Annotated in this window: 14 protein-coding genes; 4 read left to right on the forward strand and 10 right to left on the reverse strand. The window is 71.2% G+C overall.

Translation table 11 applies throughout. The features are described 5' to 3' along the window. Window positions 1–14: 14 nt before the first annotated feature. From AC3IF1_RS17795 to AC3IF1_RS17810, 4 genes are all read right to left on the reverse strand, one after another. Window positions 15–422, reverse strand: coding sequence for a hypothetical protein (locus AC3IF1_RS17795; RefSeq protein ID WP_489218688.1), 408 nt, complete (start codon window positions 420–422; stop codon window positions 15–17). A 184-nt stretch (window positions 423–606) separates the two neighbouring features. After that, complete coding sequence (locus AC3IF1_RS17800; RefSeq protein WP_489218689.1) at window positions 607–1,356, reverse strand: N-acetylmuramoyl-L-alanine amidase; 750 nt, start codon at window positions 1,354–1,356, stop codon at window positions 607–609. Next, on the reverse strand, window positions 1,353–2,093 hold the full coding sequence (locus tag AC3IF1_RS17805) for a TerB family tellurite resistance protein (protein ID WP_489218690.1): 741 nt from the start codon (window positions 2,091–2,093) through the stop codon (window positions 1,353–1,355). Before AC3IF1_RS17805 ends, AC3IF1_RS17800 begins: the two co-directional genes overlap by 4 nt. 149 nt (window positions 2,094–2,242) lie before the next feature. Then, the gene (locus AC3IF1_RS17810; RefSeq protein WP_243968736.1) at window positions 2,243–2,512 is read right to left on the reverse strand and encodes a YMGG-like glycine zipper-containing protein; all 270 of its coding nucleotides are present in this window, start codon (window positions 2,510–2,512) and stop codon (window positions 2,243–2,245) included. 208 nt (window positions 2,513–2,720) lie between these two features. On the opposite strand from AC3IF1_RS17810, the gene AC3IF1_RS17815 reads away from it, so the two are divergent. Then, window positions 2,721–3,389, forward strand: a complete 669-nt coding sequence (locus tag AC3IF1_RS17815) for an urease accessory protein UreE (protein ID WP_489218691.1) — start codon at window positions 2,721–2,723, stop codon at window positions 3,387–3,389. 250 nt (window positions 3,390–3,639) lie between these two features. On the opposite strand, the gene AC3IF1_RS17820 is transcribed toward AC3IF1_RS17815, so the two are convergent. Further along, on the reverse strand, window positions 3,640–4,338 hold the full coding sequence (locus tag AC3IF1_RS17820) for a haloacid dehalogenase type II (RefSeq protein ID WP_489218692.1): 699 nt from the start codon (window positions 4,336–4,338) through the stop codon (window positions 3,640–3,642). A gap of 547 nt (window positions 4,339–4,885) precedes the next feature. Here AC3IF1_RS17820 and AC3IF1_RS17825 point away from each other — a divergent pair. Beyond that, window positions 4,886–5,695: an outer membrane protein gene (locus AC3IF1_RS17825; protein ID WP_489218693.1), complete on the forward strand. Its 810-nt coding sequence runs from the start codon at window positions 4,886–4,888 to the stop codon at window positions 5,693–5,695. Between the two features lie 324 nt (window positions 5,696–6,019). On the opposite strand, the gene AC3IF1_RS17830 is transcribed toward AC3IF1_RS17825, so the two are convergent. Further along, window positions 6,020–6,565, reverse strand: coding sequence for a hypothetical protein (locus AC3IF1_RS17830; protein ID WP_489218694.1), 546 nt, complete (start codon window positions 6,563–6,565; stop codon window positions 6,020–6,022). Between the two features lie 316 nt (window positions 6,566–6,881). On the opposite strand from AC3IF1_RS17830, the gene AC3IF1_RS17835 reads away from it, so the two are divergent. Together AC3IF1_RS17835 and AC3IF1_RS17840 are read left to right on the forward strand one after the other, a co-directional pair. After that, the gene (locus AC3IF1_RS17835) at window positions 6,882–7,151 is read left to right on the forward strand and encodes a GCG_CRPN prefix-to-repeats domain-containing protein (protein ID WP_489218695.1); all 270 of its coding nucleotides are present in this window, start codon (window positions 6,882–6,884) and stop codon (window positions 7,149–7,151) included. Between the two features lie 307 nt (window positions 7,152–7,458). Continuing rightward, window positions 7,459–7,686 carry a YjiS-like domain-containing protein gene (locus tag AC3IF1_RS17840; RefSeq protein WP_489218696.1) on the forward strand — a complete coding sequence of 76 codons (228 nt, stop codon included), beginning with the start codon at window positions 7,459–7,461 and terminating at the stop codon, window positions 7,684–7,686. A gap of 29 nt (window positions 7,687–7,715) precedes the next feature. Here the strand turns inward: AC3IF1_RS17840 and AC3IF1_RS17845 are convergent, their stop codons facing one another. The 4 genes from AC3IF1_RS17845 to AC3IF1_RS17860 all read right to left on the reverse strand — a co-directional run bounded on the left by AC3IF1_RS17845 (window position 7,716) and on the right by AC3IF1_RS17860 (window position 13,166). Beyond that, a complete protein-coding gene (locus tag AC3IF1_RS17845; RefSeq protein WP_489218697.1) occupies window positions 7,716–8,735 on the reverse strand; it encodes a zinc-dependent alcohol dehydrogenase family protein in 1,020 nt (339 codons plus the stop codon). Window positions 8,736–8,851: 116 nt separating this feature from the next. Further along, a complete protein-coding gene (locus tag AC3IF1_RS17850) occupies window positions 8,852–10,546 on the reverse strand; it encodes a methyl-accepting chemotaxis protein (RefSeq protein ID WP_489218698.1) in 1,695 nt (564 codons plus the stop codon). Window positions 10,547–11,076: 530 nt separating this feature from the next. Then, window positions 11,077–12,141 carry an SGNH/GDSL hydrolase family protein gene (locus tag AC3IF1_RS17855; protein ID WP_489218699.1) on the reverse strand — a complete coding sequence of 355 codons (1,065 nt, stop codon included), beginning with the start codon at window positions 12,139–12,141 and terminating at the stop codon, window positions 11,077–11,079. Window positions 12,142–12,227: 86 nt separating this feature from the next. Beyond that, window positions 12,228–13,166: a ferredoxin reductase domain-containing protein gene (locus AC3IF1_RS17860; RefSeq protein WP_489218700.1), complete on the reverse strand. Its 939-nt coding sequence runs from the start codon at window positions 13,164–13,166 to the stop codon at window positions 12,228–12,230. Window positions 13,167–13,176: the final 10 nt, after the last annotated feature.

Below are 13,176 nucleotides of genomic sequence, written 5' to 3' on the forward strand. Positions count from 1 at the left end.
CGGCCGTCCGGGTTCTATTTCGAATCGTTGTAGGAGGCGATCGAGGCGAAATCGACCATCGCCCAGCCGTCACGGCTGCGGCTGAACTGCGCCTTCGCGACCTCCGTTCTGCCCATCTGCATAAACTGAAATTCGCAGTTGAAGACCTTGTCATCCGTCACGGCATCGCACCGGCGGACCTTGAAATCATGAAAGGCCGGCGACGTTCGCTCGTTGAAAGGAGCCATGGATCGAAATGCCTTCTCGATCTCTTCGCTGGTCAAGCCCGACTTTCCACATCCGCCAAGACAGAAGAGAAGCGCGAAAGCCGTGGATGATATTGACTTATTCATGTCCGCCAGCTCATAGACAGGATAGCGGCCGTCGTGGATCCGCTCACGGATGCCAGTATGGAAAACAATCTGAACAGCACCTGTCTGCAAGACATGAATGCTTGAAAAAATAGATTTTAACTTTCAGTTCAATTCACAGACACACGTGTCTATCTGAAGTAGGCTCGGGTATCGCGGCCATCGGTGCTGCGGCGGCGCGAAACATCTCCCTCCGCGCGGGTCGGCGTTTTACCCCGACGCCCCGCCTAGACGGGAAGAACGCTCTGGACATGCGTCAGCCGAGGGCCGCGATCAGGTCGCGCAGGGTGGTGATGGTCGAGGCATCGGCCACGCCGTCGACCCGCGCCTGCCGGAAGTGGCGCTGGAACGCGGTGACCACCGCATGCGTGCGCGCGTCGAACACCCCGGAAACCGGCAGGTCGTAGCCGTAGAGGGCGAACATCGCCTGCAGCGCCTCCACGGGCTGGCCGGCATCGCCCTGGGCGAAGAACCGTCCGTCCCGGAGGCGTGCCGGCGGCACGAAATGGCCGATCCCCGCCGCCGCGAGGCTGTCCCACGGAAACGTCTCGCCGGGATCCTCCTTGCGCTCGGGGGCGATGTCGGAATGGGCGAGCACCCGCTCCGGCGGGATCGGCCAGCGGCCGAGGATGTCCCGGGCCAGCGCGATCACCGCGGCGACCTGCGCCTCCGGGTAGGGCGGCAGCCCGCCGGCATGGCCCGGATGGACGATCTCGATCCCGATCGAGCACGAATTGAGGTCGGTCTCGCCCTTCCAGGCCCCCGCGCCCGCGTGCCAGGCCCGGCGCGCCTCCGGCACCATCTGGACGAGGCCGCCATCCTCGAAGACGAGGTAATGCGCCGAGACCTCGCTCAGCGGGTCGCGCAGCCGCGCCAGGGCGGCGGCGGCGCTGTCCATGCCGGTATAGTGCAGGACCAGCGTGTCGAGGCGCCCGCCCCGGCGCGCGCCGTGGTTCGGCGAGGGGGCGACCCGGCGGGCGAGGGGGCTGTCCGGGGTGAGGCTCACCGCACCCCGCGCTCCTGCGCGATCCGGTCGTAGGCGGCGTTGATGGCGGCCAGCCGCCGGGTGGCGATCGCCACCGCCTCGGCGGGCAGGCCCCGGGCCAGCGCCCGGTCGGGATGGTGCTCGGCGACCAGCGCCCGGTGGCGGGCCTTCAGGGCCGCCTCGTCGGCGTCCCGGTCGAGCCCGAGGACCGCGTAGGGGTCGTCCGGCAGCCGCACGTGCCGGGCGGCGATCCGCTGGAACGCGGCCTCGTCGAAGCCGAAGATGCCCGAGACGGCGCGCAGGTAGCGCTCCTCCGCCTCGTGGAGCGCCCCGTCGGCGCCGGCGATCTGGAACAGGCCGTCGAGCACGTCCTCGAGCAGGGCCGGCTCGTCGCCGAAGGTCGCGGCGAGCTGGCGCGCATAGGCCTCGAAACCGTTCGTCGTCTTCTTGGCGAGGTCGAACAGGCGCTCGACCCCCGGCCGCGCCGCCGCGTCCACCCGCACGACCCGGCCGAAGGCCTCGACCTCGGAGGGCAGTACCACGCCGTCGGACTTGGCCATCTTGGCGGCCAGCGCCACCAGGCCGGTGGTGAACACCACGTCCCGGGGCGTCCGGCCGAAGGGCGCGCCGACCCGGTCGAGCAGGAAATGGCCGGCGACGCCGCCGACCAGCGCCCCGAGGGGACCGCCGATCGCGAGGCCGAGGCCGGCGCCTCCGATCTTGCCCCAGACGCCCTGGGACTCGGCCGCCGCATTCATGGCCAGACCGGTTCCGGGGCGATTCGTGGACTCGGTGCGATCATCGCGAGGGGCTTTGCGTCCGGCACCGGGACGCCCCGGCCGAGGGCCGGGATAGCCGCTCCTCAAGCCCCGCGGAAGGGCCGGGACGCGCCCGGCCCGCCCCCGTCTCAGCGGCAGTAGACGTTGCCGTAGGCGTCCCGGTAGGTGCCGTAGGGGCAGGCCGGCGCGGTCGAGGCGCCCACGATGGCACCGCCGGCGCCGCCGATCGCCGCACCGGCGAGGGCACCGCCCGCGCGGCCCGTGGCGGCCGCGCCGATCGCCGCGCCGGTGAGCGCACCGAGGCCGGCACCGCCCAGCGCCCGGTCCTCGGGGGTGTTGCAGGCGCCGAGCGAGAGGGCGGCGATGGTGGCGAGGGCGGCGGCAGTCAGCTTCTTCATGGTCCCCAGAACTCCCTTGGCATCCGGTCCGGCCGTTGGCCGTGATCGTGGCGGATCGCGCCGAGCTTAGCAGGAATGCTAATGGCGAGCCTACGGCTAAGGTTCCATCGGCCCGGGACCGGAGTTGCGCCCGGTTCCGGTCTCGCCCTATGCCTCGGCCCCGAGGGGCACCCCGGCCGGGGTGCAGCAGGTCTTGTCCGAGGGTCCCATGCCGACAGCCACCACGATCGTCCGCCGGGCCGCGGTGCGCCCCGACCGCGTCGCCGACACGGTGAGCCTCGACCACGCGGGCCGGGCCGCGCTCCCGGGAACCCTGGTCGCCGAGGGGGGGCTCGGCTTCGCGGTGGCGCTGACCAAGGCCGCGACCCTCGATGACGGCGACGCGCTGCGCCTCGACGACGGCCGGCTCGTGGCGGTGCGGGCCGCCGCGGAGGATCTGTTCGCCGTGCGCGCCGAGAACCCGGCCCGGCTGATGCGCCTAGCCTGGCAGCTCGGCAGCAGCCACGTCCCCGCCGAGATCGCCGCGGAGGCGCTCTACATCCCGGCCAGTGCCGCCACGGCCGAGTTGGTGCGCGGCCAGGGCTGCCTCGCGAGCCCGGTCTCGCGGGCCTTCCGGCCCGAGAACGCGGCCCACGACCACAGCACCTGCGGCCACGATCACGGGCAGGGGCACGATCACGGGCACGACCATCACGGTCCCGAGCACGGCCATGGGCATGCCCACACGCACGGCCACGATCACGGCCCTGACCACGCCGGAGGCCATGCGCATGACCACGGGCATGCGCATTCCGAGCAGGGCCATGCGCATGACCACGGGCATGCGCATCCCGAGCAGGGCCATGTGCACGGCCCGGGCTGCGGCCACGACCATTAGAGCCGCGCCCGATCGCGTTGCGACAGGGAACGGCTGAAGGCCTGGATGTGACGTGCGCGCGCCGCCGAACCGGTCTCTGACGTCGGCGGCGCGCGCTCCAGGGCCTGAACTCAATCAGCGTGGCCGTGATAACGTCTGAGAAGGGTGGGTTTTCGCCGGTCCGCTTCCGGGCGACAATCGAAGAGATCAGGCATCGCCGTCGCACCCGGTCGCGACCCTCTGCGGACCCACAGACCGGCTCGGAAGCCGTTCAAGAGACCGACAGCATGTCGGGCAAACCCGCAAGATCGTCCAGCTTGGCGTGCGGCGGCCAGTCCGGGTTCAGCGGCTCGCCGACCCGGTCGATCCACACGGACCGGATGCCGAGTTCGTGGCAGACCTTGAGGTCGGTGAACTGTCCCATGCCGACGTGCACGGTCTCCACCTTGGTCACGCCCAAGGTGGCGTAGGCGTGCAGGAAGAGCCGGTGGTCGGGCTTGTAGGCGCGAGCCTGCTCGGCGGTGACGACGAAGTCGATCGGCACCCCGATCGCCGCGATGGTGCCGGCGATCAGGTCGTCGTCCGTGTTGCTGATGACCGCGAGCCGGTAGCGTGTGCGCAAGCGATCGAGCGCGGCCGGGACGTCGGGGTGCGGCTCGATCCGGCCCAGGGTCGATAGCAGCATCTCCTCGTCCTCGGGCTTCGCCGTATGACCGGCCTCGGCGAGGGTCACGGCGAGGGCAGACCGCAGGACGGACTTGTAGTCGCAGTAGGGCGGGCGCTGCTGCCGCTCCACGGCGGCGCTGCGCAGCCGGTCAGCCAGAGCGACCGATTGATCTTGCGCATCAGGCTCCGTGAGGCGTTTGGCCAGGATCGCGCGGGCCGCAGACCGGACAGCGTCATGCCACCGGACCAGAGTCCCGTAGCAATCGAAGGTGATCACCTTCGGCACAGGTTGCAGTTGCAGCATGATCGGTCCCACCGGGCGGTTCTGCGCGAACTATCCCTGCCCGCAACGTCCGATGTCCACCTCTGAGGCGAGGTTGCCGGACGGCCCACGCATGGCCGCTCATGGCAAGCGCCCGTGGAGACCCGCGCGGCTAGGTTGGGTCGAAGGCAGCCGCCGCACGCTCAAGCCGATCGAGTCCCCTACCGAGAGGCGCGACCGGAGCGGATGACACTTCGGCGCGAGGCGATGCCGAGAAGCCGGCGGCCGGAAACGGCCCCGATCGATCCGATCGGGTGCCGTTGTCTTTTCAGGCCCCTCACGCCGAAGGACCGTCGCCCGCGCCGTATAAGTCTCGGCTTTCAAACTAAAATACCGGCTCACCATAAATCTACCGACGATCCATGCGGAAATTCCACTTTCTGGCGGGCAATTTTTCCGCAAAATTTTGGAGAAATCCGCTAATTATTGGCCAATAGACTTCACTTTTGACTGTTGCCGACCTGCTACAGAACGTCCCGACCGGATCGTTTACCTCGGACGACACATCCTGTCCTTGGAACAATCCAGCATGCGCAAGATCCTCACCTCCATGGCTGCCCTCGCAGCGTTGACCGCGACCGCCTCGGCCGCCGATCTGCCCCGCCGCGCCCTTCAGCCGGTGCCGGCTCCGCTGCCGGTCTTCACCTGGACGGGCGCCTATTTCGGCATCAACGCCGGTTACATCACCTCGACCCAGGACACCGCGTACACCGCGGGTACCCTGGTCAGCCGCAGGGTGATTTTCCCGAGCTCCTACACGAGCACGATCCCGCTCCCGCGGGACGGCTTCACGGGCGGCGGGCAGGTCGGCTACAATTATCAGGTCACGCCAGGCTCCGGTTTCGTCGTCGGCGTCGAAGCCGATGCGGCCTACACCGATCTGAAGCGCACCCGGAGCTTCCAGAGCAAGGTCATCGGCAACAACACCTACAACCAGTCCGGCGACTACCTCGGGACCGTGCGCGGCCGCCTCGGCTATGCCGTCGACCGGACCCTGTTCTACGCGACCGGCGGCTTCGCCTATGCCAACCAGACCTACCGCGGCAGCCTCTTCCAGTTCGCGGGGCTGCCGCCGGTCTTCTTCGGCACCCGTTCGCGCACCGAGACCGGCTACGCGGTCGGCGGCGGCGTCGAGTACGCCCTCCCCACCGACTCGTTCCTGAACGTCTTCCACTCCAACGCGGTGACGGTGAAGGCCGAGGCGCTCTATTACGACCTCGGCAGCCGCACGGTCCCGCTCCTGCCGATCATCGGGAATTTCGGCTCCTTCGCCACGCGGTTCCGGAACGAGGGCGTGCTCGGGCGCGTCGGTCTGAACTACAAGTTCGGCTCTTACTGAGACCCGGCCGCCAGCCACCCCGCCGCGCCCTCCGGCACGGCGGGGACCCGTCCGGTCATGGCGGACCTGCGGGCCACCCCGGCCCCGCCGCACCGTCCCTCGACCTGAGCATCCCGGGCCCGATCAGACCGGCCGTTCGCGCCGCGGAGCGGCCCTGGAATCTCTCCCGGGATGTCTCGCATCGTGGGGGGCGCCCCCAGGCGTCCCGATGACCGCCTCAACCAGCCCACGGATCCCGATCCATGGTCGGGATCCGTGAGGTTCGGCGGACGGCCGCCGCCGCGCGGGCGGATTGCGATGAATCGGGCTCATCGCGGTCCGGTGTCAGGCCTGGACGGCGTGCTCCAGCTCCGCCTTCGACATCCGAGACCGGCCGGGAACGTTCTGCGCCCGGGCCTTGCGCATCAGCTCGGCCTTCGTGGTCCCCGCCGTCTTGCCGCTTGCCTTGCCGCTTGCCTTGCCGGCCGCCTTGCCGGTCTTGCGCGCCGCGGCGGCCTTCTCGGCCGCGGCCTTGGGCTGCTTCGAGAACTGCTTGCCCTTGGCGGTATCGGCCCGCTTCTTGTCCGTGCTGGCGTCGTACTCCGCGTCGCTCAGGGTCTCGCGGGCCTTCTTGGGCAGGTAGCGCTCGCCGGTCTTGCCGCTCGCCTTGCCCGACTTCGTATCCCACTCCTCGTCGGTCCATTGCTTGAGGTGGTTGTCATCCGCCTTCTTGCCCGCGTAGCCGCCGCCTTCCTTCTTGTATTCGGCCGTCGCCATCTGCGCCTTGCGCGCCGACCACTGACCGGGCTTGCCGCCCTTCTCCGACTTGGTGACATCCTTCTTGACCTTCTCCCACAGCTTGGGATCGGTCTTCTGGGCGGTTCCCGACATCGTCGTGTCTCCGAATAAAGATTTGGCAGACAACACCAGGCCCGCGGCTCCGTTCCGGCGGCGCGGCGCGCGGACCTGACGCGCCCCGCTTTATCCCCGGCTATGTCGGCCGGCCCGACGGGTCGGGGGCTATCGACGGGCGTCGCGCCCGACCGGCACCGGGAGCCGATTCCGCCCTGTAGAGCCGCCCGGGACGTCCAATCGCTTGTTTCCGGACGATTACGGCCAAGGTCAGCCGCTATTCAGGCGCGATGACCGATCTGCCTCGCCCTCGTGCCGGGCTGGCCCGGCGCGAGCCCAAACAGAAGGTCTGATCATGATGCACGTGAAGATGCTCGCGGCCGCCGCGGCCGTCATCGGCGGCCTCGGCCTCGCCTCCGCCGGCGCGGCGCCCCTGACGCCCGTCGGGACCGATACGATCGCCGGTCCCCCGGCGGTCGGCACCGTCGCCTTCGGCTGCGGCCCCGGCTGGGCGCCCGGCCCCTATGGCCGCTGCCGGCCGATCTACCGCCGGCCGCGCTTCTACGGCCCGCGCTGCTTCTTCCGCCCGACGCCCTTCGGGCCGCGGCGCGTCTGCCGCTACTGAGGCGATCGCGCGGCGCGCCCGGTTCCGCCGAACCCTGGCGGCCCCCGCGTGTCGATCCGAAGGACAGGCGACCGCGCCCAGGGAACGGCCGCCTGTCCTGTCGTCCTGTGATCCCGGGACACAGCCGGATCCCCGGGTCATCGCGGACGCGGTCGACGCGGCGTCGCGCGGTCGACAATTGCCCGCGGGTGGTTTCAACCCGCGGGCGACCGTCAGAATGGAGGATGCGAAGACGGGGCGAGACGGCGACGCTGCGTGGGCGGATCACGGATGACCCGTGATCGATCGACCCGACGGAGGCTAAATCATGATCGTCGCGTTCCTGAAGTCTATCCGGAGCCGGCGTGCCGCGGCGCGCAATCTGCGCGTCCTGTCGGCGCTCGACGACGCGGCGCTCCACGATATCGGCCTCGACCGGCGGACGCTCCGCGCCTTCTGCGAGAACGGCTGCGCGCATGCCCCCGCGCCGTCGAGCCGGCCGGAGCCGCGCCGCGCGGGTGCGATGCCCCGCGGGCTCGGGATCGCCTTCCGCTGAGCCCCGGCCCGGATGGACCGCCCCGGACCTCAGATCTCGATGCAGATCTTGCCGAAATGGCGGTTGCTCTCCTGGTGGCGGAAGGCCGCCACGAGATCGTCCAGCGGGTAGCGGCGGTCGATCACCGGCCGCAGCCCGCAGGCCTCGATCCCGCGGATCATCTCGATCTGATGGCGCCGGCTGCCGACCAGCACGCCCTGCAGGCAGATCTGTTTCAGGAGGGCCGGCACCAGCGGCAGCTCCCCCGCCAGGCCCGAGAGGATGCCGATCACCGAGACGTGGCCGGCGACCCGCACGGCGGCCATGGACTGCTCCAGCGTCGCCGGGCCGCCGACATCGAGCACGTGGTCGACGCCGCGCCCGCCGGTCAGCCGCCGGGCGGTCTCGCCCCAGGCCGGGTCGGCGCGGTAGTTGATCCCGTGGTCGGCGCCGAGTTCGCGCAGGCGTTCCAGCTTCGCGTCGCTGGAGGAGGTGGCGATCACCGTGGCGCCCGCCGCCTTGGCGAATTGCAGGGCGAACAGCGACACGCCGCCGGTGCCCTGCACGAGGACCACGTCGCCGCCCTTGAGGCCGGCATCGGCGTGGAGCGCCCGCCACGCGGTCAGGGCGGCGGTGGTCAGCGTCGCCGCCTCGGCGTGGTCCCAGCCCCGCGGGGCGTGCGTGAAGGCCGTCGCCGGCGCCGTCACCCGCGCGCGGGCGTAGCCGTCGACCCCGTCGCCCGGCACGGTGGCAAAGCCCTCGACCCGCGGCGTGCCCTCGGTCCAGGTCGGGAAGAACGTGCTGACGACCCGGTCGCCCACGGCGAAGGCGTCGGTGCCGGGGCCGAGGGCCTCGACCTTGCCGGCCCCGTCGGACATCGGGACGCGGGGCTCGCTCGGGCCCCACAGGCCGCTGACCACGGCGTAGTCGTGATAGTTGAGCGAGCTGGCCCGCAGGCGGACGGTGATCTCGCCGGGGCCGGGTTCCGGGACCGGCCGCTCGCCGAACCCCACCCGGTCGAAGCCGCCCCCCGGCTGGACGATCACGGCCCGCGATACCGATCCGATCATGGCGCACCCTTGGCTGCGGGCGGCCGCGGCCGCCCGGGAGGCCGATGGTGGCAGGCCGCGGGGGCCGCGTCGAGCCGTGTCGGGGGATCGGCGGCTTCGCCGGCCGGCCGCCGCCCTCAGGCGCGGATGCCGACCAGGAAGCGGTCCATCTCGGCCGAGAGCCCCTCGGACTGACGCAGCAGGGCCGTGGCGGCCGTGAGCACCTGATCGGCCGCGCCCCCCGTCCGCTCCGAGGCCTGGGCCACCCCGGCGATGGTGCCGGTCACCTCCGCGGCACCCTGCGTCGCCTGGGCGACGGCGCGCACGATCTCCCGGGTCGCCGTGCCCTGCTCGTCCACGGCCGCCGCGATCGCGGTCACCACGCCGTTGATCTCGCGGATCCGGTCGATGATCGTACCGATCGCGCCGACCGCCACGCCGGTCACGCCCTGGATCCGGCCGATCTGCGCGGTGATCCCGTCGGTCGCCCGGGCAGATTTCTCGGCGAGCGCCTTCACCTCGCCCGCCACCACCGCGAAGCCCCGGCCGGCCTCCCCGGCCCGCGCCGCCTCGATGGTGGCGTTGAGCGCCAGCAGGTTGGTCTGCGCGGCGATGGACGCGATCAGCCGCACCACGTCGCCGACTTCCCGGGCCGCCGTCTGCAGCTCGGACACGAGGCCGGCGGTCTGGTCGGCCTCGCCGACCGCCTGGTGCGCGAGGCTCGACGCGTCGCCCGCCTGGCGGCCGATCTCCTGGATGGACTGGCCGAGTTCCTCGGTCGAGACCGCGACGGTGGTGATGTTGGCCGCCGCCTCCTCGGCGGCGCTCGCCACCGCCCCGGACTGGCTGGCCGTCTCCTGGGCGGTCAGGCTCATCTGGTGGGCCGTGTTCTGGAGCGCCCCCGCGGAGGACGAGACACGGTCCGCGATCTTGGCCACCGCCTCCTCGAAGGTCCGGGCCAGATCCAACCGGCCGCGCCGGCGCTCGGCGGCGGCGGCGGCCTCCGCCTGCTGCCTGCGCTCGGCCTCCGCAGCGGCGTTGCGGGCGACCATGGCCTTGATCTCCTCGACCGCGCGACCGACGATCCCGATCTCGTCGCCGCGCCGCGCCTCCGGGATCGCGGCCCCGATATCCCCCCGCGCCATGCGCTGCAGTGCGGCGACGAGGCGGTAGAGGGGCCGCGCCACGCCGAGGATGACGATCGCCGCCGAGAGGCCCAGGGCGACGAGCAGCCCCCCCAGGGCGGACCCGATCAGGACCATCCGGGCCTGCGCGGTCTCCCGCTGCGACGCGATCTTCGCCTCGCCGAGACGGGCTGCCGCCTGCGCCTCGTAAGCCTCCGCCGCCGCGTTGAACCGCGCCCGGATCTCACGGCCCGCGACGACGCCGACCTGGATCGCCGCGGCCCTGTCGTTCCTGAGGGCGAGAGCGTTGGAGCGGTCGAGCAGATCGAAATAGTCGCGCGCGATGGTGCCCAGGTTGCGCTGCATGTCCCGGATCTCCTTGCGCCGCGAACCCGCGGCGAGCGTCTCGAGATTGTCGGCCACGGCCTTGACGGCCGCATCGTATTGTTTCCTGAAGGCCGGACGGTCGATCTCCGGCTGGCCGATGACGATGTTGCGGTTCATGAGGGTCGCGTCGACGAATTTCTCGCGGACTTGCGCGAACATTTCCAGACGCGAAAAATAATAATCGACCATATAATTGCTTCTCTGCTCCATAAGATGGAGCGCATTCATCGAATAAATTACGATAAACGTGCTGGTGCAGACCATGATCAAGATGGGTGCGGATATTTTGACGAGCAATCCGGCGTTCTGCAGGATGCGCATGCTTCTCTCTCTCCCACGTGCTCTCGTCGCGACGGTACCATGACAGGGCCTCGAAATCTCCCGACGTTTGCACTGCATGTTTTGAAATCGTCGTGGATTTATCGATCGTTTTATAAATTAATAGTTGAATAAGACAGCACTCAATTTTGACGCCTGTTTTCTGATCTCAAGAAATCCGATTGTGCTTTGCCAGGACCGAAATGGCCTTCGCGTTCGGGCCCCGCATCCCGAAAGGCGGTCGCCGACGCTCAGGATGACGCGAAGCGGACGCTTCGTGCCTCATCCCGGGGCCGGGATTCACCGGATGGATCGGGATCCCATCCTGGTCGCTCGCGGGGGAGGGGACGCCCCGGGGCGATGCCGGAACGGTCCGGTGTCACGACCGTGCCGCCAGGGGCGGTCGCGCGCTTCGAAGGGCCGGATCCCCGTCGAGTTCCCCCAACCGCAGGTCCCGCGCGCGGGGATGCAGACCGTGGTGCCCGGCCCCGATCCGCGCTCCGTGCCCCGTCCGTGCCCCGTGCGGGCTGGCGTCACGCCCTCCGGACGCCGCCGAGCCGCAGCCCGACGCGGCGCAGGCTGCGCCGGACCCGATGGCGCAGGAGCGCGGCGCGCTCGGCGAGGCTCAGCCGGCGGAGACAGAAGACGTGGGACACCCGCCCGAGCCGCGGGCCCGGATCCGGCTCGCCCTTGCGCAGGGGGATGTCCGGGCGCTCCGCCGATTGCGCGATCGTCAGGACGCGGGCGGCCCGGAGGGTGACGCTGCGGAACATCGCGCGCGTGTAGTAGGAGAATTCATCGTAGGCGACGAGGCCGCGCCCCCGCCCGGTCTCCGGATCCTGCACCATCAGCGTGCCCGACCGCGGCCCGTAGGTGACGAGGATGCCGATCACGTCGCGGGGGCGCCCCAGGGGGATCTCGGCGCGGGCGCCCTCAGGGATCTCCCGGAAGTGCAGCGGGATGCCGTTCCGGCGCAGATCGAACCCGCAGACCTGGCCGGGGAGGGTGCGCAGGGGCAGCGATTCGAACCGGCCCGGCAGTCCCCGGAACCACGGGAGGTAGTCGCGGCCCGGCGGCGGCGCGCGCAGGAAGCTGTAGACCAGGGTGCCGTAGAGGTCGGCCCCCGCCGGGCTCGCATGGGTCCCGTCCCTCAGGAGATAGGTGATGTCGCCGGCGCCGGCCGCCGCCACGGGGGCGGCGATATCGAGGGTCCGGATGCCGTAGAGGGCGCGGTACTCCGCGAGCAGGCCGGCGACGGGCTCGGCCGCGTAGTCGACCCCGCCCTGGTGGAGGTTGAGGAAGGCGACCGGCAGGTTCCGCCGGGCGGTCCCGGCGAGGATGTCGTCGAGATAGGCCCGCAGGGTCGCGCCGTCGAAATAGCGGACGTTGCCGGTGAACAGCTCCAGGAGGACGTGGTCGCAGGGGATCGCGTCCAGAATCTCGTCGATGAGGCCGGCGATGGAGGGCAGGGAGTGGCCGCCCCAGCCGCTCCGGACGAAGGTGACCGGGCGGCCCTCGGCCTCGGCCAGGGCGTTGGCCCGCTCGACATAGCCCGGCAGCTCCGTGACGCTGTAGCCGAGACAGAGGACGCGGACCATCGGAAGGGGGAACCGCTCGGCTCACGGTCGGGGAGGGGGATCGGGCCAGGTACCAGCCGATCCCGCCCGCGTCGAGGCGGCGGTCCTCAGTCGAGCACGATCGGGTAGCAGCGGGCGCCCACCGAGGCGGCGAGCACCTGCACGGCGCCCACCGTCGAGACGTCGCCGGCCACGTGGACCACGTCGGTGGCGCGCAGGCTCGGCAGGTGGGCGGTGAGGGGACCCGAGCGCACGTCCGGCGGCCGCTGGCGGCCGCGGTCGGCGCAGAGCACGATCCGGGCGACGCCGGTGCGGCGCAGCCAGTCCAGGCTCTCGCGCATGTACAGGTCGAGGGCGTCCCGGGCCCCGACCGCCAGCGCCATCTCGCGGGCGGGCTCGACGTAGCGGGCCGCCCGGGCGATCGCCCAGATCGCGCCGAAGCCGGCGCCGGCCGCCACCAGGACGAGGCGCCCGCCCCCGGGGCGGTACTGCCCCCGGCCCAGAGGGCCCTTGAGGCGCACCGGCTGGTCGAGCCGGATCGCGTCGACCGGGCCGCCCTCGGGGTCGCGGGCGACGTGGAACACCGCCTCGTTGATCTCGGCCGCGCCGTCGACCCGCAGGGTCGGGGACAGCGTCAGCGCTTGCATCCCCGCGAAAGTGACCAGCGCCTGGTGGCCGGGTTCGAGGGTGGGGCGCCGGGTCAGGGTCGCGACGATCTCGACGATGCCGGGGCTGAGCCGGCGGATCTCCGTGACATGGCCCTTGCGGACGGTGACGGCTTGGGCCGCCGCCGCCTCCTGGCCCGGGATCGGGGGCCCCGGGAGGGCCGGCCGCAGGGCCTCGGCCCGGGCCCGGCGGGCCGGCGGACGGCGCCCGGACGGCGCGACGGCCCCCTGGCCGGCGAGGAGGGTGCCGGGCTGGGCCTGCAGCGGCGCGATCATGCCCTCGGCGAGCGCCGCCTCGAGCGGCGTGTCGCCGGTCGAGACCCGCACCGACCGACCGTTGACGACGAGCGAGCAGCGCGCCCCCATGGCCTGACCCCGCATGTCCGCCGCG

This window comes from Methylobacterium sp. E-012, assembly GCF_057836545.1.

Excerpts from the sequence above, each read along its gene's own strand:
- AC3IF1_RS17805 (WP_489218690.1), bottom strand. The coding sequence starts at position 2,093 with ATGAATGCGGCGGCCGAGTCCCAGGGCGTCTGGGGCAAGATCGGAGGC.
- AC3IF1_RS17810 (WP_243968736.1), bottom strand. The coding sequence starts at position 2,512 with ATGAAGAAGCTGACTGCCGCCGCCCTCGCCACCATCGCCGCCCTCTCG.
- AC3IF1_RS17815 (WP_489218691.1), top strand. The coding sequence starts at position 2,721 with ATGCCGACAGCCACCACGATCGTCCGCCGGGCCGCGGTGCGCCCCGAC.
- AC3IF1_RS17820 (WP_489218692.1), bottom strand. The coding sequence starts at position 4,338 with ATGCTGCAACTGCAACCTGTGCCGAAGGTGATCACCTTCGATTGCTAC.
- AC3IF1_RS17825 (WP_489218693.1), top strand. The coding sequence starts at position 4,886 with ATGCGCAAGATCCTCACCTCCATGGCTGCCCTCGCAGCGTTGACCGCG.
- AC3IF1_RS17830 (WP_489218694.1), bottom strand. The coding sequence starts at position 6,565 with ATGTCGGGAACCGCCCAGAAGACCGATCCCAAGCTGTGGGAGAAGGTC.
- AC3IF1_RS17835 (WP_489218695.1), top strand. The coding sequence starts at position 6,882 with ATGATGCACGTGAAGATGCTCGCGGCCGCCGCGGCCGTCATCGGCGGC.
- AC3IF1_RS17840 (WP_489218696.1), top strand. The coding sequence starts at position 7,459 with ATGATCGTCGCGTTCCTGAAGTCTATCCGGAGCCGGCGTGCCGCGGCG.
- AC3IF1_RS17845 (WP_489218697.1), bottom strand. The coding sequence starts at position 8,735 with ATGATCGGATCGGTATCGCGGGCCGTGATCGTCCAGCCGGGGGGCGGC.
- AC3IF1_RS17850 (WP_489218698.1), bottom strand. The coding sequence starts at position 10,546 with ATGCGCATCCTGCAGAACGCCGGATTGCTCGTCAAAATATCCGCACCC.
- AC3IF1_RS17855 (WP_489218699.1), bottom strand. The coding sequence starts at position 12,141 with ATGGTCCGCGTCCTCTGTCTCGGCTACAGCGTCACGGAGCTGCCGGGC.
- AC3IF1_RS17860 (WP_489218700.1), bottom strand. The coding sequence starts at position 13,166 with ATGCGGGGTCAGGCCATGGGGGCGCGCTGCTCGCTCGTCGTCAACGGT.